The 23,355-nt window shown below is 48.9% G+C and carries 38 protein-coding genes; all 38 read left to right on the top strand.

Going from position 1 to position 23,355, the window contains the following annotated elements:
- The first annotated feature begins 87 nt into the window (after nt 1–87).
- Nucleotides 88–336, top strand: coding sequence for a ribosomal L7Ae/L30e/S12e/Gadd45 family protein (locus PUR_RS23360; protein WP_025336681.1), 249 nt, complete (start codon nt 88–90; stop codon nt 334–336).
- Nucleotides 337–478: 142 nt separating this feature from the next.
- Entirely contained in the window at nt 479–898 is a 420-nt protein-coding gene (gene rpsL / locus PUR_RS23355; RefSeq protein WP_025693021.1) for a 30S ribosomal protein S12, read from the top strand.
- Nucleotides 899–941: 43 nt separating this feature from the next.
- Nucleotides 942–1,412: a 30S ribosomal protein S7 gene (gene rpsG / locus PUR_RS23350; protein ID WP_124697927.1), complete on the top strand. Its 471-nt coding sequence runs from the start codon at nt 942–944 to the stop codon at nt 1,410–1,412.
- Between the two features lie 47 nt (nt 1,413–1,459).
- Entirely contained in the window at nt 1,460–3,538 is a 2,079-nt protein-coding gene (fusA, locus tag PUR_RS23345; RefSeq protein WP_179037277.1) for an elongation factor G, read from the top strand.
- A gap of 106 nt (nt 3,539–3,644) precedes the next feature.
- Nucleotides 3,645–4,835 carry an elongation factor Tu gene (tuf, locus tag PUR_RS23340; RefSeq protein WP_179037276.1) on the top strand — a complete coding sequence of 397 codons (1,191 nt, stop codon included), beginning with the start codon at nt 3,645–3,647 and terminating at the stop codon, nt 4,833–4,835.
- 412 nt (nt 4,836–5,247) lie between these two features.
- Nucleotides 5,248–6,597 (top strand): globin-coupled sensor protein, encoded by a 1,350-nt coding sequence (locus PUR_RS26180; protein ID WP_232101614.1) that lies wholly within the window; start codon nt 5,248–5,250, stop codon nt 6,595–6,597.
- A gap of 227 nt (nt 6,598–6,824) precedes the next feature.
- Nucleotides 6,825–7,133: a 30S ribosomal protein S10 gene (gene rpsJ / locus PUR_RS23325; RefSeq protein ID WP_006676490.1), complete on the top strand. Its 309-nt coding sequence runs from the start codon at nt 6,825–6,827 to the stop codon at nt 7,131–7,133.
- A gap of 39 nt (nt 7,134–7,172) precedes the next feature.
- Nucleotides 7,173–7,790 (top strand): 50S ribosomal protein L3, encoded by a 618-nt coding sequence (gene rplC / locus PUR_RS23320; protein ID WP_124697997.1) that lies wholly within the window; start codon nt 7,173–7,175, stop codon nt 7,788–7,790.
- Nucleotides 7,791–7,815: 25 nt separating this feature from the next.
- Nucleotides 7,816–8,439: a 50S ribosomal protein L4 gene (gene rplD, locus PUR_RS23315; protein WP_179037275.1), complete on the top strand. Its 624-nt coding sequence runs from the start codon at nt 7,816–7,818 to the stop codon at nt 8,437–8,439.
- A complete protein-coding gene (gene rplW, locus PUR_RS23310) occupies nt 8,439–8,732 on the top strand; it encodes a 50S ribosomal protein L23 (protein ID WP_124697995.1) in 294 nt (97 codons plus the stop codon). Before rplD ends, rplW begins: the two co-directional genes overlap by 1 nt.
- Nucleotides 8,733–8,760: 28 nt before the next feature.
- Nucleotides 8,761–9,591, top strand: coding sequence for a 50S ribosomal protein L2 (rplB, locus tag PUR_RS23305; protein WP_124697994.1), 831 nt, complete (start codon nt 8,761–8,763; stop codon nt 9,589–9,591).
- Nucleotides 9,592–9,666: 75 nt separating this feature from the next.
- The gene (gene rpsS, locus PUR_RS23300; protein WP_025336671.1) at nt 9,667–9,945 is read left to right on the top strand and encodes a 30S ribosomal protein S19; all 279 of its coding nucleotides are present in this window, start codon (nt 9,667–9,669) and stop codon (nt 9,943–9,945) included.
- Between the two features lie 33 nt (nt 9,946–9,978).
- Nucleotides 9,979–10,311 carry a 50S ribosomal protein L22 gene (gene rplV, locus PUR_RS23295; RefSeq protein WP_025693028.1) on the top strand — a complete coding sequence of 111 codons (333 nt, stop codon included), beginning with the start codon at nt 9,979–9,981 and terminating at the stop codon, nt 10,309–10,311.
- Nucleotides 10,312–10,324: 13 nt separating this feature from the next.
- The gene (rpsC, locus tag PUR_RS23290) at nt 10,325–10,990 is read left to right on the top strand and encodes a 30S ribosomal protein S3 (protein ID WP_038699000.1); all 666 of its coding nucleotides are present in this window, start codon (nt 10,325–10,327) and stop codon (nt 10,988–10,990) included.
- A gap of 2 nt (nt 10,991–10,992) precedes the next feature.
- Entirely contained in the window at nt 10,993–11,427 is a 435-nt protein-coding gene (gene rplP / locus PUR_RS23285) for a 50S ribosomal protein L16 (protein ID WP_025336668.1), read from the top strand.
- Nucleotides 11,417–11,614 (top strand): 50S ribosomal protein L29, encoded by a 198-nt coding sequence (rpmC, locus tag PUR_RS23280; RefSeq protein ID WP_025693031.1) that lies wholly within the window; start codon nt 11,417–11,419, stop codon nt 11,612–11,614. The genes rplP and rpmC overlap by 11 nt, the downstream gene beginning before the upstream one ends.
- A gap of 41 nt (nt 11,615–11,655) precedes the next feature.
- Complete coding sequence (rpsQ, locus tag PUR_RS23275; protein ID WP_025336666.1) at nt 11,656–11,922, top strand: 30S ribosomal protein S17; 267 nt, start codon at nt 11,656–11,658, stop codon at nt 11,920–11,922.
- Between the two features lie 39 nt (nt 11,923–11,961).
- On the top strand, nt 11,962–12,330 hold the full coding sequence (gene rplN / locus PUR_RS23270) for a 50S ribosomal protein L14 (RefSeq protein WP_019908234.1): 369 nt from the start codon (nt 11,962–11,964) through the stop codon (nt 12,328–12,330).
- Between the two features lie 60 nt (nt 12,331–12,390).
- Nucleotides 12,391–12,744, top strand: coding sequence for a 50S ribosomal protein L24 (rplX, locus tag PUR_RS23265; protein WP_081754722.1), 354 nt, complete (start codon nt 12,391–12,393; stop codon nt 12,742–12,744).
- A 31-nt stretch (nt 12,745–12,775) separates the two neighbouring features.
- Nucleotides 12,776–13,318, top strand: coding sequence for a 50S ribosomal protein L5 (gene rplE, locus PUR_RS23260; protein WP_036589430.1), 543 nt, complete (start codon nt 12,776–12,778; stop codon nt 13,316–13,318).
- Nucleotides 13,319–13,367: 49 nt separating this feature from the next.
- Complete coding sequence (locus tag PUR_RS23255) at nt 13,368–13,553, top strand: type Z 30S ribosomal protein S14 (protein ID WP_036589425.1); 186 nt, start codon at nt 13,368–13,370, stop codon at nt 13,551–13,553.
- Between the two features lie 33 nt (nt 13,554–13,586).
- Nucleotides 13,587–13,985 carry a 30S ribosomal protein S8 gene (gene rpsH, locus PUR_RS23250; protein WP_025336663.1) on the top strand — a complete coding sequence of 133 codons (399 nt, stop codon included), beginning with the start codon at nt 13,587–13,589 and terminating at the stop codon, nt 13,983–13,985.
- Between the two features lie 31 nt (nt 13,986–14,016).
- Complete coding sequence (gene rplF, locus PUR_RS23245; RefSeq protein ID WP_025336662.1) at nt 14,017–14,559, top strand: 50S ribosomal protein L6; 543 nt, start codon at nt 14,017–14,019, stop codon at nt 14,557–14,559.
- An 85-nt stretch (nt 14,560–14,644) separates the two neighbouring features.
- Nucleotides 14,645–15,013, top strand: a complete 369-nt coding sequence (rplR, locus tag PUR_RS23240) for a 50S ribosomal protein L18 (protein WP_179037274.1) — start codon at nt 14,645–14,647, stop codon at nt 15,011–15,013.
- 27 nt (nt 15,014–15,040) lie between these two features.
- Nucleotides 15,041–15,538 (top strand): 30S ribosomal protein S5, encoded by a 498-nt coding sequence (gene rpsE / locus PUR_RS23235; protein ID WP_038698987.1) that lies wholly within the window; start codon nt 15,041–15,043, stop codon nt 15,536–15,538.
- A gap of 14 nt (nt 15,539–15,552) precedes the next feature.
- Nucleotides 15,553–15,738: a 50S ribosomal protein L30 gene (gene rpmD / locus PUR_RS23230; protein ID WP_025697563.1), complete on the top strand. Its 186-nt coding sequence runs from the start codon at nt 15,553–15,555 to the stop codon at nt 15,736–15,738.
- 41 nt (nt 15,739–15,779) lie between these two features.
- Nucleotides 15,780–16,220: a 50S ribosomal protein L15 gene (gene rplO, locus PUR_RS23225; RefSeq protein ID WP_124697992.1), complete on the top strand. Its 441-nt coding sequence runs from the start codon at nt 15,780–15,782 to the stop codon at nt 16,218–16,220.
- Nucleotides 16,220–17,521, top strand: coding sequence for a preprotein translocase subunit SecY (gene secY, locus PUR_RS23220; RefSeq protein WP_179037273.1), 1,302 nt, complete (start codon nt 16,220–16,222; stop codon nt 17,519–17,521). The genes rplO and secY overlap by 1 nt, the downstream gene beginning before the upstream one ends.
- 100 nt (nt 17,522–17,621) lie before the next feature.
- Complete coding sequence (locus PUR_RS23215) at nt 17,622–18,266, top strand: adenylate kinase (protein ID WP_124697990.1); 645 nt, start codon at nt 17,622–17,624, stop codon at nt 18,264–18,266.
- Nucleotides 18,267–18,270: 4 nt separating this feature from the next.
- A complete protein-coding gene (gene map, locus PUR_RS23210; RefSeq protein WP_179037272.1) occupies nt 18,271–19,023 on the top strand; it encodes a type I methionyl aminopeptidase in 753 nt (250 codons plus the stop codon).
- A 10-nt stretch (nt 19,024–19,033) separates the two neighbouring features.
- Entirely contained in the window at nt 19,034–19,342 is a 309-nt protein-coding gene (locus tag PUR_RS23205) for a KOW domain-containing RNA-binding protein (RefSeq protein WP_179037271.1), read from the top strand.
- Nucleotides 19,343–19,344: 2 nt separating this feature from the next.
- Nucleotides 19,345–19,560 carry a translation initiation factor IF-1 gene (gene infA, locus PUR_RS23200; protein WP_018753971.1) on the top strand — a complete coding sequence of 72 codons (216 nt, stop codon included), beginning with the start codon at nt 19,345–19,347 and terminating at the stop codon, nt 19,558–19,560.
- A 136-nt stretch (nt 19,561–19,696) separates the two neighbouring features.
- Nucleotides 19,697–19,810: a 50S ribosomal protein L36 gene (gene rpmJ / locus PUR_RS23195; protein WP_003322638.1), complete on the top strand. Its 114-nt coding sequence runs from the start codon at nt 19,697–19,699 to the stop codon at nt 19,808–19,810.
- Nucleotides 19,811–19,830: 20 nt separating this feature from the next.
- Nucleotides 19,831–20,199, top strand: a complete 369-nt coding sequence (gene rpsM / locus PUR_RS23190) for a 30S ribosomal protein S13 (protein WP_025693041.1) — start codon at nt 19,831–19,833, stop codon at nt 20,197–20,199.
- Nucleotides 20,200–20,218: 19 nt separating this feature from the next.
- Nucleotides 20,219–20,614: a 30S ribosomal protein S11 gene (gene rpsK, locus PUR_RS23185; protein WP_025336652.1), complete on the top strand. Its 396-nt coding sequence runs from the start codon at nt 20,219–20,221 to the stop codon at nt 20,612–20,614.
- A gap of 129 nt (nt 20,615–20,743) precedes the next feature.
- Nucleotides 20,744–21,688, top strand: coding sequence for a DNA-directed RNA polymerase subunit alpha (locus PUR_RS23180; RefSeq protein ID WP_025693043.1), 945 nt, complete (start codon nt 20,744–20,746; stop codon nt 21,686–21,688).
- Nucleotides 21,689–21,722: 34 nt separating this feature from the next.
- On the top strand, nt 21,723–22,088 hold the full coding sequence (gene rplQ / locus PUR_RS23175; protein ID WP_038698974.1) for a 50S ribosomal protein L17: 366 nt from the start codon (nt 21,723–21,725) through the stop codon (nt 22,086–22,088).
- Between the two features lie 280 nt (nt 22,089–22,368).
- Nucleotides 22,369–23,148 (top strand): tRNA pseudouridine(38-40) synthase TruA, encoded by a 780-nt coding sequence (gene truA / locus PUR_RS23170; RefSeq protein WP_179037270.1) that lies wholly within the window; start codon nt 22,369–22,371, stop codon nt 23,146–23,148.
- Nucleotides 23,149–23,355 lie beyond the last annotated feature (207 nt).

Genomic DNA, 23,355 nt, shown 5'->3' with positions numbered 1-23,355 from the left:
TGTTTCTTGACAACATATTATGTTGATGATAATATGTTATAGGTGCGTGAGTATCCTTGTTATCTTTGTTCATTGGAGGGTTTTATAATGACTGATGATAGAGGACTACGGGACGCTCAGATCAAGATCGGCACCAAGCAAACCGTCAAAGCGGTGGAGATGGGCCAAGCCGCAGAAGTCTATGTGGCGGAAGACGGAGATCCCAAGCTTACTTCCAGAATCGTTAGTCTTTGCAATAAGCACGGTGTCAAGTTGACTTATGTCGACACGATGCAGCAGTTAGGCAAGGCGTGCGGGATTGAAGTGGGCGCTGCAATGGCAGCCGTCTTAAAATAATAGCGTAAAGAACTGTTTTTGTGTCGGGGTGAGCTTCGACGGCAAAAACTTTTCATTTGTTCTTTTATGAACCGCCTGGGTCTGTGGGCTTAACAAAGTGGTTTCTAAGAGATCATTATTAGAGGAAGGGGGTGGCACAAAAATGCCAACTATCAATCAATTGGTTCGTAAAGGTCGTCAAGCCAAGATCGAAAAATCGAAATCGCCTGCACTGCAAAAAGGATTTAATGCCCTGAAGCGTGAGGCTACGGATTTGAGCGCTCCGCAAAAACGCGGCGTTTGTACTCGTGTAGGTACAATGACTCCGAAAAAACCGAACTCCGCACTTCGTAAGTATGCCCGTGTTCGCTTGACGAACCGCGTAGAGGTGACGGCTTACATTCCGGGTATCGGACATAACCTGCAAGAGCATAGCGTGGTGCTGATTCGCGGAGGCCGGGTTAAAGACCTTCCGGGTGTTCGTTACCACATCGTTCGCGGCGCGCTGGATACAGCAGGCGTGAACAACCGGATGCAATCCCGCTCCAAATACGGCGCAAAACGTCCGAAAGCTAAGAAATAATTTAATGAACAAATAAGAACAATCTAATGAAAGGGGGATATCCATGCCACGCAAAGGTCCAGTTTCCAAAAGAGACGTACTGCCGGATCCGTTGTATAACAGCAAACTGGTTACTCGTCTGATTAACCGTGTAATGCTGGATGGTAAAAGAGGTGTCGCTCAAAGCATTCTGTACAATGCGTTCAAGTTGATTGAAGAACGTACGGGTAAAGACCCGATGGAAGTTTTTGAAGCGGCCATTAAGAACATCATGCCGGTTCTGGAAGTTAAAGCCCGCCGTGTCGGCGGCGCCAACTACCAAGTGCCGATCGAAGTAAAACCGGAGAGACGTACTTCCCTGGGATTACGTTGGCTCGTTAACTACTCCCGCAACCGCGGCGAGAAGACGATGGAAGAGCGTTTGGCGGCCGAGATTATCGACGCTTCCAACAACACAGGCGCTTCCGTTAAGAAACGTGAAGACACGCACAAAATGGCTGAAGCGAACAAAGCGTTTGCTCACTACCGCTGGTAGGATTATAGTCATCCAAATAACTTCAATTTTGAAGGGAGATCCATTTCATGGCAAGAGAGTTCTCCTTGAAAAATACACGTAATATCGGGATCATGGCACATATTGACGCTGGTAAGACGACTACCACGGAACGGATTCTTTTCTATACAGGCCGTACGCACAAAATCGGTGAAGTTCACGAAGGTGCGGCAACAATGGACTGGATGGAGCAAGAGCAGGAGCGCGGAATTACGATTACTTCCGCCGCTACCACTGCTGCGTGGAAAGGTCACCGCGTCAATATTATTGATACCCCGGGACACGTTGACTTCACCGTTGAAGTTGAACGTTCCCTTCGTGTATTGGACGGGGCAGTAGGCGTTTTCAGTGCAAAAGAGGGCGTTGAGCCTCAGTCTGAAACTGTTTGGAGACAGGCTGACCGTTACGGCGTTCCACGGATCGCCTATGTAAACAAGATGGATATCATCGGAGCGGATTACCTTAACGTTGTTAAGGACATGCGTGAGCGTCTGCAAGCAAATGCGGTTGCCATTCAGCTGCCGATCGGTGCCGAGAACGACTTTATCGGCATTATCGACCTGGTGGAGCAAAAAGCCCATATGTACAAAGACGATCTTGGCCGTGATATTGAAGTGACGGATATCCCGTCCGAATTCCTGGATCAAGTCGAAGAGCTTCGCAACGAACTGATCGAAAAAGTTGCGGAACTCGACGAGGATTTGACCATGAAGTACCTGGAGGGCGAAGAGATTACCGTTGATGAAATCAAGGCTGCACTGCGCAAAGGCGTAGTAGACGTTAAGATTTTCCCGGTTATCTGTGGTTCTTCTTACCGTAACAAAGGGGTTCAGCTGATGCTGGACGCCGTCATCGATTACCTGCCGGCTCCGGTCGATGTTCCGTCGATTTTGGGTCATCTCGAAGATGGCACGGAAACCGAACGTCACTCTTCGGACGAAGAGCCGTTCTCCGCGCTGGCATTTAAAATCATGACCGACCCTTATGTTGGTAAGCTGACATTCTTCCGCGTATATTCCGGTATTCTGGAGTCCGGTTCTTACGTTTTGAATGCCACTAAAGGCAAGCGTGAACGTATCGGACGTATCCTGCAAATGCACGCGAACAGCCGTCAGGAAATTTCCATCGTCTATGCCGGCGACATCGCGGCAGCCGTAGGTTTGAAAGACACCGGCACAGGTGATACACTGTGTGATGAGAAGAATCCGGTTATTCTCGAATCGATGAACTTCCCGGATCCGGTTATCGAAATCGCAGTTGAACCTAAAACGAAGGCCGACCAAGACAAAATGGGCGTTGCCCTCGGCAAGCTGACCGAAGAAGACCCAACACTGCGCGCGCACACCGACGAAGAAACGGGACAAACGATTCTGGCCGGTATGGGCGAGCTTCACTTGGATATCATCATCGACCGTATGCGTCGTGAATTCAAAGTGGAGACCAATGTTGGTAAACCGCAGGTTGCTTACCGCGAAACGTTCAGAGCTCCTGCTCGCGTCGAAGGCAAGTTCGTTCGTCAGTCCGGCGGTCGTGGTCAATACGGTCACGTATGGGTTGAATTTGAGCCTCTCGAGGCAGGTACTGGCAGCCAGTTCGAAAGTAAGGTTGTCGGAGGTTCCGTACCGAGAGAATACATCGCTCCTGCGCTTGCAGGTATTGAAGAGCAAATGAAGAACGGCGTTATCGCTGGCTTCCCGCTCGTTGATGTCAAAGCAACCATCGTTGACGGTTCTTACCATGATGTCGATTCCAACGAAATGGCGTTTAAGATCGCCGGTTCGATGGCGCTCAAAGCAGCCAAAGACAAGTGTAAGCCTGTCCTGCTTGAGCCAATCATGAAAGTGGAAGTAACAGTGCCTGAGGAATACATGGGCGATGTTATGGGTATGCTGAACTCCCGCCGCGGACGGATCGAAGGTATGGATTCCCGCGCCGGCGCTCAAATTATCCGTGCGAAAGTGCCTCTTTCCGAAATGTTCGGTTATTCCACTACCCTGCGTTCCGGTACACAAGGCCGCGGCGTATTCTCGATGGAACTCTCCCACTATGAAGAAGTTCCTAAATCCATCGCGGACGAGATCGTATCCAAGAACAAGGGTGCAGAGTAATCCTAGTTTACTTGCCGTCCGGTTGTTTCCCGTCAGTCATCCCAGAAGTAGCTTAAGATCGGGCGGCTCCAATAATAAGAACCCATATTAAGGAGGATTTGTTCAAATGGCAAAGGCTAAGTTTGAACGTACTAAACCGCATATTAACATCGGTACTATCGGTCACGTCGACCATGGTAAAACGACTCTGACTGCTGCAATCACAACTGTATTGTCCAAAAAATACGGCGGTGCCGCTGTAGCATTCGACCAAATCGATAAAGCTCCGGAAGAGCGCGAACGTGGTATCACGATCTCTACAGCTCACGTTGAATATGAAACTCCTAGCCGTCACTACGCACACGTTGACTGCCCTGGACACGCCGACTATGTTAAAAACATGATCACCGGCGCAGCGCAAATGGACGGCGCGATTCTGGTTGTATCCGCAGCTGACGGCCCAATGCCGCAAACTCGCGAACACATCCTGCTGTCCCGCCAAGTAGGTGTTCCTTACATCGTCGTATTCCTGAACAAATGTGACATGGTTGAAGACGAAGAGCTTCTGGAACTGGTTGAAATGGAAGTTCGCGACCTGCTGAACGAATACGAATTCCCGGGCGACGACACTCCGATCACCCGCGGTTCCGCTCGTGAAGCTCTGCAAAACCCTGACGGCGAATGGGCTGCCAAGATCGTTGAAATGTTCGAAACGATCGACACTTACATTCCGCTGCCAGAGCGCGACACTGACAAGCCTTTCCTTATGCCTGTCGAGGACGTATTCTCCATCACTGGCCGCGGTACCGTGGCAACTGGCCGTATAGACCGCGGAACAGTTAAAGTGGGCGACGAAGTTGAAATCGTTGGTATCCAAGAAGAAACGAAGAAATCCGTCGTTACCGGCGTAGAAATGTTCCGCAAACTGCTTGACTCCGCTCAAGCCGGCGACAACATCGGCGCTCTGCTCCGTGGTGTTGACCGTAACCAAATCGAGCGCGGACAAGTGTTGGCCAAACCGAATTCCGTTAAGCCGCACACTGAGTTCACTGCTCAAATCTACGTCCTGACTAAAGAAGAGGGTGGCCGTCATAAGCCCTTCTTCACAGGATACCGTCCTCAGTTCTACTTCCGTACAACTGACGTAACGGGTATCATCAACCTGCCAGAAGGTACTGAAATGGTAATGCCTGGCGACAACATTACAGTAACTGTTCAACTGATCGCCCCGATCGCTATCGAAGAAGGAACGAAGTTCTCCATTCGTGAAGGCGGCCGTACAGTTGGAGCCGGTACTGTAGCTTCTATCCAAAAATAAGTTCGAATTCTTACTCTAATAAGAGAAAGATAAGAACTTACAAAACAAGGATCCTTCATTTGAAGGGTCCTTGTTTTTATTTATCTCTCCCCTTTAAAATACCGCATTGATTCCCTCGCCGTCAGTAATTCTATCAAACGAAAGTGAATAAAATTTTAATTATAGTGGTTCGTTCTATTCAGAATACATAACAAATTACCGAAGATAAGAGTATGATCGAATTTCAACATATTTTTCTTTTATTCGACATTAATCATCACATTTCTATGTACAAAGCGCCCTAAACCCTTATTTCATTCAACAAAATATTACAATTAACCGCATTAGTTTTTTTGCAATAATACTTTGCATAAAACAATGTGTGTATAGTTGAATATTAAAAATTCAGATATAGTCAAATGGGAGTGAAAGTATGGGAAAATGTCCGTTCTCTTTTTTACATGGTTTATCCCCAAAACAAAAGAAAGTAGGCTCCCGTGACGTTAATTCATCTAACCACACTGACGGGCAATCAGCGGCCATAAGTTCTTTCCATGTGATAGAAGGCCAAGAAGAGTTGAATGAACAGATGCGAATGATTGATTTGACGGAGGCCGATCTGGATCTGCTATGCAAGCTGAAGCCCGCCATGGAGCGAAACATTGACGAAATTATCTACGGTTTTTATAACTCGGTGCTCGGTGTGGATAAGCTGGAGCAGATCATTCTCGATCACAGCAGTATTGAACGATTGAAACAGACCTTGCGCGACCATATCGTTGAAATTTTCGATGGCAATGTGGACAATCACTACATATCGAAACGGTTGACCATTGCCAAAATTCATAAAAAGGTTGGGTTAGAGCCAAAGTGGTATCTATCAGCCTTTCAAAACTTGCAAAATGTGTTCATTGGCGTAATATATAAAGAAGCTTTCGACGATAGGGAACGGCTCAAGATGGTGAAAACGGTTACTAAGCTTTTGAATCTTGAGCAGCAGCTCGTTCTGGAAGCCTATGAAAAAGAGAATATTCGAGAAAAAGAAGAGCAGTACGAAATTGTGAAAAATGAACTGAAGCAGAAGATTGCCGAATTCAGCGGAGAACTTATCGATCTCAGCATCGATACCAACGCAGCGGTCGAACAGCTTGTGGCAAGCAGCAATGAAGTCAATAATACCTTTCAGCGTACGGCTTCTTCAGCTCTTGACTCACAGGAAATGGCAAAAGACGGCCGTGAGCTGCTAAGCAAGTTGAATGGACAGATCGCCCATATTTTTGAAAGAACAAATGAAATGGAACGCTCGGTAAAAGAGCTGAGCCAATTCTCAAAGCAAATACAGAAGATCGTAGGTGCGGTGCAAGAAATCGCAGACCAAACGAAAATATTATCTCTTAATGCAACCATAGAAGCGGCCAGGGCGGGCGAGCACGGAAGAGGTTTCAGCGTCGTGGCTCAAGAAGTCAATCGGCTGGCTGAAGATACGAAGAATACGGTTGTGCGCATTGGAGAGCTGACAGCCCAATCCGGCAGTTTAACTGCCCAAGTGGTGAATGAAATTCGAAAAGTACAGGAACTGACGGAAAACGGTAAGTTGCAATCAGATGAGACAAGCCAACTTTTTACCGACATCGTGGAATCCATGCAGAGCAGCACCCGCGAGATCGTAACGGTAGAGGCAGAGATTCGGACACTGATTACTACTATAGAAGGAATCGGCTCAACAACGGCACAAACCGCCGCTTCAGCGGAATATTTCAAGTCGGCAACAGCCAATTTGTAGTATAGAACAGGAACCCATAACAGCGCGTGAATAAAATCATGCGTTGTTTTATTATTTTGCTTGCATTGGGCGAAAAGATTCTATATAATAATAAATGTTGTTCTGCGACGTTGCGATGATGTGAGAGGTTACTGACACACCCGGCTCCTTTGCCATGAAGCTTGTGGTCAGAAAATTTTCACGGAGTATGTCCGATAATAAATTGGGCGATAGAAGGAGGGACTAAAATGGCAAAGCAAAAAATTCGTATCCGCTTGAAAGCATACGACCACAGAATTCTTGATCAATCCGCTGAGAAGATCGTTGAAACAGCAAAACGTTCCGGTGCAGGTGTGTCCGGGCCGATTCCGCTGCCAACTGAGAAGCAAGTAATTACTATTCTCCGTGCGGTGCACAAGTACAAGGATTCCCGTGAACAGTTCGAAATGCGTACTCACAAGCGTCTGATCGACATTGTGAATCCAACGCCACAAACTGTGGATGCCTTGATGCGCTTGGATCTGCCGTCCGGTGTAGATATCGAAATTAAATTGTAATTCTTCTATTAGAAACAGGAAAAGAAAAGAGGTGTCAACATGAAAGGTATCTTAGGAAAAAAACTCGGTATGACTCAAGTGTTTACTCCTGAAGGTAACGTAATCGCGGTTACGGTTATCGAAGCGGGTCCTTGCGTAGTACTGCAAAAGAAAGACCTCAATACCGACGGGTATGAAGCAGTGCAGTTGGGCTTTTCCGATAAGAAAAACACCAACAAGCCTGAACAAGGTCACGCCACAAAGGCAAATGCAACACCTAAGCGCTACGTTCGCGAAATTCGCGGTGTTGACCTCGGGGCACTCGAGGTTGGACAAGAGCTGAAGGCTGACGTCTTCGCAGAAGGCGAATTTGTTGACGTAACCGGTATTTCCAAAGGCAAAGGCTTCCAAGGCGTTATCAAACGTTGGGGACAAAGCCGCGGACCTATGGCTCACGGTTCCCGTTACCATAGAAGACCGGGCTCGATGGGTTCCATCCAAGCCAACCGCGTTCCTAAGGGCAAACGCCTTCCAGGACATATGGGCCATGATACGGTGACGATTCAAAAGCTTGAAGTCATCAAAGTAGACGTGGAACGCAATGTTCTGCTGGTGAAAGGCTCCATTCCGGGACCTAAGAACAGCTTCGTGAAGGTTAAAGAAACCGTTAAGAAATAACTTTTGAAGAAAGGAGGAACATGAAATGCCAAAAGTAACACTTTACAATATCAGCGGTAATGAAGTTGGTGAAGTTGAACTCAGCGACGCGATTTTCGGTATCGAGCCGAACACTCACGTATTGAATGAAGCGGTTCTTCTTCAAAGAGCTTCCCTGCGCCGTGGTACGCACAAAGTTAAAGGACGCTCCGAAGTTCGTGGCGGCGGACGTAAGCCTTGGAAACAAAAAGGTACAGGTCGCGCTCGTCAAGGTTCGATTCGTTCTCCTCAATGGAAAGGCGGCGGCGTTGTCTTCGGACCGACTCCTCGCAGCTATTCCTGGAAACTGCCTAAAAAGGTTCGCCGTCTGGCGATCAAATCGGCATTGTCCTCGAAGGTTATTGAGAATGACATTATCGTACTTGACTCCTTGAGCCTGAATGCTCCGAAGACGAAAGAATTCGCAGCTATTCTGAACAACCTGAAGGTTGCTCAAAAAGCTCTGATCGTAGCTCCTAGCTATGACGATAATGTAGCACTTTCCGCTCGTAACATCCCTGGGGTGAAATTCGTAGCGGCTGACGGCATCAATGTTCTTGACGTGCTGACGCACGACAAATTGATCATCACTAAAGATGCAGTTTCTAAGGTAGAGGAGGTGTTCGCGTAATGAAAGATCCTCGCGATATCATCAAACGTCCGGTGATTACGGAACGCACATCCGACTACATGAGCGATTTGAAATATGCTTTTGAAGTGGACATTCGTGCCAACAAGACCGAAATCAAGCAGGCTGTAGAGGCCATCTTTAAAGTAAAAGTCGTTAATGTGAACACAATGCGCGTGCCTGGCAAGCTGAAACGGTATGGACGCTACTCCGGATACACTCCGGAATGGAAGAAAGCCATCGTTAAGCTCAGCCCGGACAGCAAGCCGCTTGAGTTCTTTGAAGCGGTAGAATAATATCCTGTAAAGCAAGGAGGGAAACACAGTGCCAATCAAAAAGTACAAACCGACTTCTCCGGCAAGACGCGGAATGTCCGTGTCTACATTTGAAGAAATCACAACAAACCAGCCTGAGAAATCGCTGCTTGCGCCGCTGAGCAAAAAGGCGGGCCGCAACAACCAAGGTAAAATTACGGTTCGTCACCAAGGCGGCGGACACAAACGTAAATACCGTATTATCGATTTCAAGCGGACGAAAGACGGCATACCAGGCAGCGTTGCTACGATCGAGTATGACCCGAACCGCACATCCAACATCGCTCTGATTCACTACGCTGACGGAGAGAAACGCTACATCATCGCTCCTAAAGGTCTGAAAGTTGGGGATAAGATCGAATCCGGTCCTGCAGCAGACATCAAGATCGGTAACTCGCTTCCGCTGTCCAACATTCCGGTAGGTACAGTTATCCACAACATCGAGCTGAAGCCTGGCAAGGGCGGCCAATTGGTTCGCGCAGCCGGTACGGAAGCGCAGTTGCTCGGTAAAGAAGACAAGTACGTTTCCGTGCGTCTCTCTTCCGGTGAAGTTCGCAGAATCCTGAGCGTATGCCGTGCTACAATCGGTTCCGTTGGTAACGAAGACCACGAACTGATCAAGATCGGTAAAGCCGGACGCAGCCGCTGGCTGGGTCAACGTCCTGAAGTTCGCGGTGTTGTTATGAACCCGAACGATCACCCTCATGGTGGTGGTGAAGGACGCGCTCCGATCGGCCGCAAATCGCCGTTGTCTCCTTGGGGCAAACCGACCCTTGGCTACAAAACTCGTAAGAAAAACAAAGCTTCTGATAAATATATCGTTCGTCGCCGCACGAAATAAGACGCTTCAAGGTGAACTTGAACCCGCGAAGCGTCGCATCGCGGCTTGAACATTTGATGAAGGGAGGATTCATACATGAGTCGCAGTTTGAAGAAGGGGCCTTTTATCGATGGCTACCTGCTGAAAAAAGTTGAAGACTTGAACGTTTCGGGCAAAAAAGTAGTCATCAAAACTTGGTCCCGCCGCTCAACCATTTTCCCTCAATTTATCGGACATACGTTTGGTGTGTATGACGGCCGTAAACACGTGCCTGTATACGTAACGGAAGATATGGTAGGTCACAAGTTGGGCGAGTTCGCGCCGACGCGTACTTACAAAGGCCACGCGGGTGACGATAAGAAAACGAGAAGATAATAACAGGTTCTCTGTTCGAGAGGAGGGAAAACAATGCAAGCAAAAGCGCATGCAAGATCGGTGCGGATTTCCGCTCGTAAAGCGAAACTGGTTGTTGACTTGATTCGCGGCAAGCAGGTGGGAGAGGCGATCGCAATCCTTCGCCACACTCCGAAATCCGCTTCCCCGGTAGTTGAAAAGCTGCTGAATTCGGCGATCGCCAATGCCGAGCACAACTATTCGATGGACGTAAACAACTTGTTTATTAGCGAGGTTTTCGTTAACCAAGGTCCAACGATGAAACGGTTCCGTCCGCGCGCGATGGGTCGCGCCAGCCGGATTAACAAACGCACCAGCCACATTACTTTGGTGGTATCTGAGAAATAAGGAGGGATAACGTGTGGGTCAAAAGGTAAATCCAGTCGGACTCCGGATCGGGATTATCCGTGACTGGGAATCCAAATGGTATGCAGGAAAAGATTTCGGGACACTTCTTCTGGAAGACGTCAAAATTCGGGAATACCTCAAAGGCAAGCTGAAAGATTCCGCTGTTTCCCGTATTGAGATTGAAAGAGCGGCTAGCCGCGTGAACGTAACGATTCATACCGCTAAACCGGGTATGGTTATTGGTAAGGGCGGCGCTGAAGTTGAAGTGCTTCGCAGCGCGGTTACTCAAATCGCAGGCGGCAAAAAAGTACACATTAATATCAATGAAATCAAACACCCTGAGCTGGACGCTATTCTCGTTGCCGAGAGCATCGCACAACAGCTGGAACGTCGCGTATCGTTCCGCCGTGCGCTCAAGCAGGCTATCCAAAGAACAATGCGTTCCGGAGCAAAAGGGATTAAAACCTCTGTCAGCGGACGTCTTGGCGGCGCCGAGATCGCTCGTACGGAAGGCTATAGCGAAGGAACAGTTCCACTTCATACGCTTCGTGCCGATATCGACTACGGAACGGCTGAAGCTCATACGACTTATGGCCGTATCGGCGTAAAAGTATGGATCTATCGTGGAGAGGTTCTTCCTACGGCTAAGAAACAAGCTGCTCAGGAAGGAGGCAACTAATCATGTTGGTACCAAAACGCGTTAAACACCGCAAACAACAACGCGGTCACATGAAGGGTATGGCAAAAGGCGGCACCGAGCTGAACTTCGGCGAATTCGGTCTGCAAGCTCTGGAGCCATCCTGGATCACTAACCGTCAGATCGAAGCGGCTCGTATCGCGATGACCCGTTACATCAAACGGGGCGGTAAAGTATGGATCAAAATTTTCCCTGACAAGCCGATTACTCAAAAGCCTCTCGAGGTTCGGATGGGTAGCGGTAAAGGTAACGTTGAGAAATGGGTAGCCGTAGTTAAACCGGGCAAGATTATGTTCGAACTCGGAGGCGTGTCGGAAGAAATCGCTCGTGAAGCGATGCGTCTTGCCGCTCACAAGCTGCCAATCAAGACTAAGTTTGTGAAACGTGAAGAATTGGGTGGTGAAGCAAATGAAAGCTAATGAACTTCGCAACTTGACCACTGCCGAGATTGAACAAAAGATTGCTGGCTTCAAAGAAGAGCTCTTTAATCTGCGTTTTCAACTGGCAACAGGCCAACTGGACAACCCGACTCGGATTCGTGATGTGCGTAGAGAAATAGCTCGTGCTAAAACCGTTATCCATGAGAGAGTACTTGGGATCAGCTAAGTGAACGGATAGGATGATCCGTATCAGGAAGGAGGCTAATTATGAGCGAAGAACGCAACGCGCGCAAAGTGCAAATCGGTAAAGTTGTCAGCGATAAAATGGACAAAACGATCGTGGTTGCCGTTGAAACTTACAAAAAGCATGATCTGTACCACAAGCGCATCAAGTACACCAAGAAATTCAAAGCACATGATGAGAACAATACCGCGCAAATCGGCGATACTGTGAAGATCATGGAAACTCGTCCGCTCTCCAAGGACAAACGCTGGAGACTGGTTGAAGTGGTGGAAAAAGCGGTTATCATCTAATGCGTTACCTGACCATTTTTCCGAAAGGAGGAAATAATAATGATTCAACCATTTACACGCTTGCATGTAGCTGACAACTCCGGTGCGAAGGAACTGATGTGTATCCGCGTATTGGGTGGTACTGGACGTCGGACAGCTGCTATCGGCGATCTGATCGTTTGCTCGGTAAAACAAGCAACACCAGGCGGCGTTGTCAAAAAAGGTGATGTAGTAAAAGCGGTGGTTGTGCGCACGAAGCGCTCTGTACGCCGTAAGGACGGATCTTACATCGCATTTGACGAGAATGCAGCAGTTGTTGTAAAAGACGACAGAAGCCCGCGCGGAACACGTATTTTCGGACCAGTTGCCCGCGAACTTCGCGACAAGGATTACATGAAGATCGTTTCCTTGGCACCGGAAGTTATCTAATACCGCTTAGGCGGCTCATATAGCGACTTGCAAAAGGCTTAGAACCAGGAGGTGTAACAAATGCCTAGAGTGAAAAAAGTTCTGGAATCCCATAACAACAAACTGCACGTGAAAAAAGACGATGTGGTTATGGTGATCAGCGGAAAAGATAAAGGCAAGAAGGGCCGCGTCATCGCTGCGTATCCGCGTAAAAACCGCGTACTGGTAGAAGGCGTGAACATGGTGAAGAAGCACCAGAAGCCTAACCAGCTAAATCCGCAAGGCGGCATCATCGAGCAGGAAGCTGCGATCCACGTATCCAACGTTATGCACATCGATCCGAAGAGCGGCAAAGTAACCCGTATCGGTTACAAAGTGCTGGACAACGGCAAGAAGGTCCGCGTAGCGAAAAGATCCGGAGAGATCATCGACTAATATAGTGCTTAAGAAAGGAGGTTAACTCTTCATGGCAGCAAGAATGAAAGAACGTTTTCTGAACGAGATTACGCCGGCTCTGATTCAGAAGTTTAACTATAAAACGGTTATGCAAGTACCGAAAATCGAGAAGGTTGTTATCAACATGGGCGTAGGCGACGCCGTGCAAAACTCGAAGGTGCTTGATTCCGCTGTGAACGATATGCAGCTGATCGCTGGTCAAAAACCGGTAATCACGAAAGCCAAGAAGTCTATCGCCGGTTTCAAACTGCGCGAGAATATGCCGATCGGCGTTAAGGTAACCCTTCGCGGTGAACGCATGTACTACTTCCTGGATAAATTGTTCAACGTAACGCTTCCGCGCGTTCGTGACTTCCACGGTGTATCGACCAAAGCTTTCGACGGCCGCGGCAACTACACACTGGGTCTGAAAGAACAATTGATTTTCCCTGAGATTGAATACGACAAGGTGGACAAAGTCCGCGGTATGGATATCGTAATCGTAACGACAGCAAAGACGGATGAGGAATCCCGCGAGCTGCTGGCTCAACTGGGAATGCCTTTCGCGAAGTAAGGTTCGGTCGTCCAATTCTCCGAAACTGTTTAGGAGGTGTCAGGCTAAAGTGGCAAAAACTTCGATGAAAGTTAAACAACAACGCGAGCCGAAATTCAAAGTGCGTGCATATACACGCTGCGAGCGTTGCGGTCGTCCACATTCGGTACTGCAAAAGTTCAAAATTTGCAGAATTTGTTTCCGTGAATTAGCTTATAAAGGCCAGATTCCTGGCGTGAAAAAAGCAAGCTGGTAAGAAGTTTATATACGGGAAGGAGGTTTACACCAAATGACTATGTCTGATCCTATCGCAGATATGCTTACTCGTATTCGTAACGCCAACATCGTGCGTCACGAGACAGTAGAGCTTCCTGCTTCGACATTGAAAAAACAAATCGCCGACATCCTGAAGCGTGAAGGCTTCATCCGTGATGCGGAGTTTGTTGAAGATAACAAACAAGGGCTTATCCGTATTTTCCTGAAATACGGCCCGAACCAAGAACGTGTTATTTCCGGTCTGAAAAGAATCAGTAAGCCAGGCCTGCGCGTATACACGAAGAGCAACGAAGTTCCTCGCGTACTCGGCGGACTGGGCATCGCGATTATCTCCACTTCCAAGGGAGTTATGACCGACAAGGAAGCTCGTCAAGCAAAATCCGGCGGCGAAGTTCTCGCCTACGTTTGGTAATCACGTCACAAGATAAGGAGGTGCAACACAAATGTCTCGTATTGGTCGCAAACCAATCACAGTGCCTAGCGGTGTAGACGTGACGGTTAACAACACTGTCATCACCGTTAAAGGTCCTAAAGGTACTTTGACTCGTGAACTTCATAAAGATATGAAGGTTACGGTTGAAAATAACGAAATTCTTGTAGTTCGTCCTTCGGACAACAAACTGCATCGCTCCCTTCACGGCACAACCCGCTCCGTTGTCAACAACATGGTAAGCGGCGTGACCGAAGGATTTTCCAAATCTCTGGAACTGGTTGGGGTCGGATATCGTGCAAACAAATCCGGAGATAAAATCGTTCTGAACGTCGGCTACTCCCATCCGGTTGAGATTACTCCGGAACCGGGCATCGAGTTCGAAGTTCCTGCCAACACGAAAATCATCGTAAAAGGCATCGACAAAGAACGCGTAGGCGCTTATGCCGCAAAAATTCGTTCTGTACGCGAACCTGAGCCATACAAGGGCAAAGGTATTAAATATGAGGGCGAACGCATTATCCGTAAAGAAGGTAAAGCCGGTAAGAAGAAATAAGCCGGCTGGCCTCGATCCTAAGATGCTTCGTGCGTCTTAACGTGAAGCTGCCTTAAGGCAAACTGAAGGGAGTGAAAAGGAAGTCATGATTACGAAAGAGGACAAAAACAAAGCTCGTGTCAAAAGACACCTGCGTGTACGCAAGAAAATCCAGGGTACTGCTGAACGTCCGCGCCTGAATGTGTTCCGTTCTTCCAAGCACATTTATGCTCAACTGATCGACGATGTGAGCGGCGTAACGATCGCATCCGCATCGACACTGGATAAAGACCTGAAAGATTCTATCGGCAACGGCGGCAGCGTTGAAGCTGCAAGCAAAGTCGGCCAACTGGTCGCTGAGCGCGCCAAAGCAAAAGGACATACCGCTGTGGTATTCGACCGCGGAGGCTACCTGTACCATGGACGGATTCAAGCGCTCGCTGATGCAGCTCGTGAAGCTGGTCTTGAATTCTAGAAACATTCTTAAAAGGAGGTTAACGACTTGCGTGTAGATCCAAACACTTTAGAGCTGACAGAAAGAGTTGTCCACATTAACCGTGTTGCTAAAGTTGTAAAAGGCGGACGCCGTTTCAGCTTCAGCGCACTGGTTGTTGTCGGCGATGGCAAAGGCTGGGTCGGTGCGGGTATCGGTAAAGCCGGCGAAGTTCCGGATGCGATCCGTAAAGGCATCGAAGACGCCAAGAAAAACCTGATCCAAGTTCCACTCGTAGGAACAACGATTCCTCACCTTGTTACCGGACATTTCGGCGCTGGACGCGTTCTGCTGAAACCGGCATCGCAAGGTACTGGTGTTATCGCAGGCGGACCTGTTCGTGCGGTACTGGAACTGGCCGGTGTAGGCGATATTTTGACAAAATCTTTGGGTTCTTCGAACTCCATGAATATGGTCAATGCAACTTTGGAGGGATTGTCCCGTCTGAAGCGCATTGAAGAGGTCGCGAAACTTCGCGGCAAATCTGTCGAAGAGCTTCGCGGTTAAGGAGGGGAACGTCAATGGCAAAACTGCAAATTACCCTCGTTCGCAGCTTAATCGGACGTCCGGAAACACAACGTGTGACCGTTAAGACGCTCGGCCTGCGTAAACTCAACTCGTCCGTGGTTCACAACGATAATCCTGCGATTCGCGGAATGATCAATAAAGTGAGCCATCTCGTATCCGTTACTGAAATTGAAGGCTAAGTCGCCTTTTACCCATTAATAGACATAAGGAGGTGCAAACGATGAAGTTACATGAACTCGCTCCGGCTCCAGGTTCCCGCAAAGAACGCAACCGTGTAGGTCGCGGTACTTCCAGCGGTAACGGTAAAACATCCGGCCGTGGTCATAAAGGTCAAAACTCTCGTTCCGGCGGTGGTGTACGTCCGGGCTTCGAGGGTGGCCAAAACCCACTCTATCGTCGTCTGCCTAAGCGTGGTTTCGTCAATCCTACCCGTAAAGAGTATGCGATTGTGAACCTTGAGGAACTGAACAGCTTTGCAGAAGGTACGGAAGTTACGCCTCAACTGCTGGTTGAAACAGGCGTTGTGAAGAACACGAAGAGCGGCATCAAAATCCTCGGCAATGGAGAAATCACTGTAAAACTTTCGGTACAAGCAAACAAGTTCTCTCAATCTGCGGTAGAGAAAATCGAGGCTGCCGGCGGTAAAACCGAGGTGATCTAATGTTCAAGACGCTTAAGAATATATGGCATGTTGAAGATTTGCGCAAAAAAATTCTGTTTACCCTGTTTGTTTTTATTATCTACCGCATCGGTTCGTTCGTGCCGGTTCCAGGTGTAGACAAAACGGTATTTGAATCGACAGGCAACGAGGCTGGAACTGCCTTGATGAACTTGTTCAACACGTTTTCGGGCGGAGCGCTTAAAAACTTCTCCATCTTTGCGATCAGTATTTACCCTTACATTACCGCATCCATCATCGTGCAGCTTTTGTCGATGGATGTAGTGCCGAAATTTGCCGAATGGGCAAAGCAAGGCGAACACGGTAAAAAACAGCTGGCGCAAATTACCCGTTACGGTACGGTAGTGTTGGCTTTGATTCAGGGTTTTGCAACATCTATCGGTTTTAACCGAATGTATGGTACGCAAATGATGCCGAATGCAACGATCGCCGATTATCTGCTCGTTGCCATCATTTTGACGGCAGGTACTTCATTCTTGATGTGGCTTGGTGAGCAAATCACCGAGAGGGGTATCGGAAACGGGATTTCGATCCTGATTTTTGCGGGAATCGTCGCAGGCATACCGGGATATTTTACGGCAACGGCGCAATCGAGCTTTATCCAGCCGGGGCAGACTTTCCTGAATATTCTTAAAGTCGTGGTCGTTGCAATTGTGGTTGTGGCGATTATCACAGGGGTTATCTTCGTACAGCAAGGTATTCGGAAAATCCCCGTACAGTATGCAAAACGCGTGGTCGGCAACAAAATGTACGGTGGACAGAATACGCATATTCCGCTTAAAATCAATGCGGCGGGCGTAATCCCTGTTATCTTTGCCGTATCGCTGCTTCAATTCCCGATTGTCATCGCCAACTTTTGGTCGACTCATGCCTGGGCGAAGTGGGTCAGCACTCACCTTTGGTATGATAAGCCGCTCGGCATGGTCCTTTATGTGATCATGATCATCGGATTCACGTTCTTCTACACGTTTGTCCAGATGAACCCGCAGCAGATGGCTGACAATATGAAAAAGAACGGCGGTTACATTCCCGGCATTCGCCCGGGCAAGGCGACGGAGAAGTATTTGACCCGGGTAATGTCCCGTCTGACGATGTCGGGCGCGCTGTTCCTGGCTGTCATCTCTGTTATTCCGGTATTCTTCGGCAACGTTACCGGCTTGCCTCGTTCGGTGAAGATCGGCGGCACTTCGCTGCTCATCGTTATCGGCGTCGCGCTGGATACGATGAAGCAGATCGAGAGCCAATTGATTAAACGCCATTACAAAGGCTTCATTAACAAATAGGCGATAGGTTCCGGTGAAGCGGCTCATCTACAGACTTCCCGGCGCCTATTGTGCTGTTTCTTGCCTGGTGGCGATCCTGTTAACTGGGGAGAGACGTAACGTGAACATCCTTTTCATGGGCCCGCCTGGGGCAGGCAAGGGAACACAAGCTGCGGTTATCGTAAAGGAACTGGATATACCTCATATCTCGACGGGAGACGCTTTTCGTCTCGCGATCAAGCAGGGAACTCCAGTTGGGCTGAAGGCCAAGTCCTTTATTGATCAAGGCTTGCTTGTACCGGATGATGTAACGATTGGAATTGTGGAAGAACGGCTGCAGCAGTCCGATTGCGAAAAAGGTTTTTTATTGGACGGCTTTCCAAGAACTCTTTCGCAAGCGGAAGCGCTGGATGAGCTGCTTGTCCGCATGAACACTTCTCTGGATCATGTCATCAATTTGAACGTGGACCGCGGACTGCTTATGGCTCGTCTGACCGGACGGCGGATCTGCACGGTATGCGGTGCTTCGTATCATTTGATCTTCAACCCGCCGAAACAAGAAGGCATTTGCGACATTGACGGCGGAGCGCTGTATCAGCGTCCGGATGACAATGAAGAAAGTGTTGGCAAGCGCTTGGATGAGTATGACAGCAAGACGGCGCCGCTCCTTCACTTTTATGAGAATAAAGGTCTCTTGCGTCAGGTGAACGGGGAAAACGAAATCGACGTCGTTTCCGCCGAAATTGTGTCTTTACTGCGAGGTTAGTGTAATGATCATATGTAAGTCCGAACAGGAACTTGCCTTCATGAGAGAAGCGGGACGAATTGTTGCCGAGACTCACCGTCTCATGGCACAGGCCATTGAGCCTGGAATTACGACCGGAGAGCTCGATAGAATCGCCGATCAATACATTCGCAGTCAAGGTGCCGTGCCGTCTTTTAAAGGCTACAACGGTTTTCCTGCCAGCATTTGCGCTTCAGTCAACGATCAGTTGGTGCATGGATTTCCCGGCAAACGCAAACTGGTGGAAGGCGACATAATATCGCTTGACATCGGAGCGCAGTACAAGGGATATCACGGCGACTCCGCGTGGACCTACGGGGTGGGCAGCATATCCGAAGAAGCCCAGCGGTTGCTGGATGTAACGGAAGGCTCCCTGTTCGCAGGTCTAGAGCTGATTAAGCCGGATGTGCGCTTGTTTACAATCTCCCACGCTATCCAGAAATATATCGAAGAAGCCGGATTCTCGGTAGTACGCGAGTATGTAGGACATGGCGTTGGGGCAGAACTGCATGAAGAACCGCAAATTCCGAACTATGGCATTGCAGACCGCGGACCGCGGCTGAAGGCAGGCATGGTGCTCGCCATCGAGCCGATGGTTAATGCGGGCAAACGTTATGTCCGAACGCTGGAAGATAACTGGACGGTCGTGACGGTGGACGGCTCTCTGTGCGCTCACTTTGAGCACACGGTGGCGGTTACGCCGGAAGGCATGGAAATTTTCACAAAACTGAATGCGTAGGTGATCTTTGTTGAATGCCGAGAGCAGCCCGCAGGTCGGTCAATTGGTGAAAATACTCAAAGGCAAAGAAGCTGGAGAGATTGCCGTGGTCATCGCTGTTGTGGACAGCAGGTTTGTGTATATTGCGGACGGGGACAAACGAAAGTTTGATGGGCCGAAGAAGAAGAATATTCTTCATCTGGAGCTCACTCCGATCATTAGCAGCGAGGTTGTGAACAGTCTGAAAGAAACCGGCCGGGTAACAAACGGAAAACTCCGCTATGCAGTTATGGATTACGTGCGTTCCGCCGGAATAAGCGCTATGAAGAAAGGAGAATAACTGTGGCTAAAGAAGATGTCATTGAGGTGGAAGGCACCGTCATTGAACCGTTGCCGAACGCAACGTTTAAGGTAGAGTTGGAGAACGGCCATCAAATTCTTGCCCACGTGTCAGGTAAGCTTCGGATGCACTTTATCCGTATTTTGACTGGAGACAAGGTGGTCGTACAGTTATCGCCTTATGATTTGTCTAAAGGTCGTATAACTTACCGTAAATAGATGGGAACTACGATTGAAGTTTTGCTTTATGCGGAACGGTAGCGTATGCTTTCGAAGCCAGTTTTACTACAGGTAAAACTGAGCAGGAGCTTTCAAAGCCAGTTTTACTGCGTAAAACTTTGAGGAGGTAATAAGCATGAAGGTAAGACCTTCTGTAAAGCCCATTTGCGAGAAATGCAAAGTCATCCGTCGCAAGGGGACTGTAATGGTAATTTGCGAAAATCCGAAGCACAAACAAAAACAAGGTTAAAGAAGGGGGTGTAGCGTAAAATGGCTCGTATAGCTGGAGTGGATTTGCCACGTGACAAACGCGTTGAGATCGCCTTGACTTATATTTTCGGAATCGGTAGAACGACTTCCCAGAAAATTTTGAAAGAAACAGGGATCGACGTTAACACACGTGTCCGTGATTTGACGGAAGATGAAGTCAGCAAATTGCGTGAAACGATCGACAAATCGGTCAAAGTAGAAGGCGACCTGCGTCGTGAAATTTCCTTGAATATTAAACGTCTTACCGAGATTGGCTGCTACCGCGGTGTTCGTCACCGTCGCGGCTTGCCTGTTCGCGGTCAACGTACCAAAACAAATGCCCGTACCCGGAAAGGCCCGCGTCGTACGGTAGCAAACAAGAAGAAATAATAAGGGGTGATAAGAGACAATGGCTAAACCGAAAAAAGTCGTACGTACCAAACGTCGCGACCGTAAAAATATCGAATCCGGAGTGGCACATATCCGTTCCACGTTCAACAATACTATCGTTACCATCACGGATCCTCACGGCAACGCTATTTCCTGGGCAAGCTCCGGCGGCCAAGGATTTAGAGGCTCCCGTAAGTCGACTCCGTTCGCAGCTCAAATGGCGGCAGAAGTTGCAGCCAAGGCAGCAATGGAGCATGGCATGAAGAGTGTTGAAGTTATGGTTAAAGGACCGGGCGCGGGCCGCGAGGCAGCCATCCGTTCCCTTCAAGCCGCTGGTCTTGAAGTTAACCTCATTAAAGACGTAACTCCGGTTCCGCATAATGGATGCCGTCCGCCGAAACGTCGCCGCGTATAGTGAATCAGCGATGTAAATGTGGTATAAAACCGGCACCATCTGCTAATAATGGTTGTTTAGGCATACTACATGATACACCTGATGGGGTGACAGTTTCATATAGGAGCGACGTTGAAGGAGGGTACACTCGTGATAGAAATCGAAAAGCCGAAGATTGAGACCGTAGAAGCCAATGATGAAGGAACCTATGGGAAATTCGTAGTAGAACCGCTGGAACGTGGATATGGCACGACTCTGGGGAACTCGCTTCGCCGGATCCTGTTGTCCTCCCTTCCGGGAGCCGCAGTGACCTCGGTCCAAATTGACGGCGTTCTGCATGAGTTCTCCACCGTTCCCGGCGTAATGGAAGACGTGACCGAAATCATTTTGAACCTCAAAGCTCTTTCCCTGAAGATTCATTCAGACGAAGAGAAAGTGTTCGAGATTGATGCTGAAGGGGAAGGCGTCGTAACCGCAGGTGACATTCGTGCGGACAGCGATGTTGAGATCCTTAACCCGGACCTTCATATTGCAACGCTGGGACCAGGCGCGAGACTTCACATGCGTATATTTGCAGGCCGTGGTCGCGGCTATGTCCAAGCGGACCGTAACAAGCGTGAAGACCAGCCGATCGGTGTTATTCCGGTTGATTCCATCTACACTCCAATTTCCCGCGTGAACTACACAATCGACAACACTCGTGTCGGTCAAGTGACCAACTACGACAAGTTGACGATGGAAATCTGGACGGATGGCAGCATTAGACCGGAAGAGGCTGTTAGCCTTGGAGCCAAAATTTTGAATGAGCATCTTGTATTGTTCGTAGGTCTTACGGATGAAGCGAAGGATGCCGAAATTATGGTCGAAAAAGAAGAAGACAAAAAAGAAAAAGTGCTTGAGATGACAATCGAAGAGCTGGATCTTTCGGTCCGTTCCTACAACTGTCTCAAACGCGCCGGCATCAATACGGTGCAGGAGCTTACCACGAAAACGGAAGAAGATATGATGAAGGTCCGCAACTTGGGCCGCAAATCTTTGGAAGAAGTACAGGAAAAGCTCGAAGAGCTCGGTTTGGGTCTTCGTACCGAAGAATAAGCGATAAGATTGACGAAGTAGAGGAGGGAAAAACATGGCATACCAAAAGTTAGGCCGTGATTCCAGTGCGCGTAAAGCATTGTTCCGCGACTTGGTAACGGACCTGTTCTTATATGAGCGCATCCAAACAACGGAAGCGAAAGCGAAGGAAGTTCGTTCCATCGCCGAAAAACTGATTACGAAAGCTAAGAAGGGCGATCTGCATGCCCGTCGTCAAGTCGCTGCATTCGTGCGCCGCGAAACCGTCGACGGAGAGCAGGACGCAATTCAAAAGCTGTTCGCTGAAATCGCACCGCGCTACACGGAACGTGCAGGCGGATACACTCGTATCCTGAAGCTCGGACCTCGCCGCGGCGACTCGGCACCTATGGTTTACCTTGAACTGGTAGACCGTGCCTAGGTAAAGGCAGCAAGCATTGATTTCCCGATTGCCCCCTGTGCCCGTTTTCCTTTAAGGGAATGGATAGAATAGGGGATGATCCGTGTTATTGTATCAGTGGAATATGGCCCGGCTCTTCTTTTGGAGAGACGGCGTCATGTCCCGGCTCCTACCGACGGCGTGATCTACCGGATATCTGCATAGGTGTCCGCCAGTCGTGCAGTAAACCGCGGAAATCCGCTTGTTCAATGGAAGGAGCTCCCGAAGGGGCTTCTTTTTTTTGAGAAGGAAGGAGAGCCGAATGCGCAATCTGTTCATGAAAGTCACCTATGACGGTACGAACTATGATGGCTTTCAGACCCAACCGGGAGGCAATACGGTTCAGGATATGCTTGAGCGGGCCATAACCCATCTAACCGGCGATGTGGTGAAGATTACCGCTTCCGGTCGTACGGACGCCGGCGTGCACGCCTATGGGCAGCCCTTTAATTTCGAAACGGCCTCGCTTATACCGCTTGAGCGGTGGTGCCTGGCACTAAACGCCCGTTTGCCGGAAGATATCGTCGTTACGGAAGCTCACGAAGTGCCGCTCACTTTTCACTCCCGGAGGGGAGCCAAGCGGAAGACTTATCGCTATACCATCAATGGCAACCGGTTTCCGGACCCTTTTCAGCGGCGCTTTCAGTTTCATCATCCCGTGGCGCTTGATGTGAAGGCGATGGAGCAGGGACTGGAACTTCTGATCGGCACATATGACTTCACTTCCTTCGCATCGCGTAAATCAACAAAGACTTCTCATGTCCGCACGATTTACGAGGCTCATATGGAGATAGACCGCAGCATGTGCCGGCCCGATTCGACCGATCAGGGGGTCATTCATACTTACATTACCGGAAGCGGTTTTTTGCAGCATATGGTTCGGATCATCATGGGCACGCTGATTCAGGTGGGGGAAGGAAAGCGCAGACCGAACGATGTTGCGGACATATTGGCGGCATGTGACCGTGCGGCCGCGGGGCCGACAGCTTTGGCTAAAGGCCTGGCTCTGTGGAGTGTCAATTACGAGGATGCTGGAGATTGATGACTATTTTTATTAGCGAAAAAAAGTTAATGAACCATCGAAAAATCCCTTGCACTCGGTATGTTTATCCTGTAAAATAAAAGTTGTGTTTTCTTGATGGCTATCCCACAGCCCCGATCAAGATAACCCCAAAAATGCTTTACCAACAACCAAAAATGTACTTTCGATGAGAAATCAGATATACGAGATTTTCGTACGAGAACGAGG

It is taken from the genome of Paenibacillus sp. URB8-2 (assembly GCF_013393385.1).
GTDB lineage: Bacteria > Bacillota > Bacilli > Paenibacillales > Paenibacillaceae > Paenibacillus_AQ.
The sequence above is the reverse complement of the archived record's forward strand: the minus strand, read 5'-3'. Positions and strand labels throughout refer to the sequence as shown.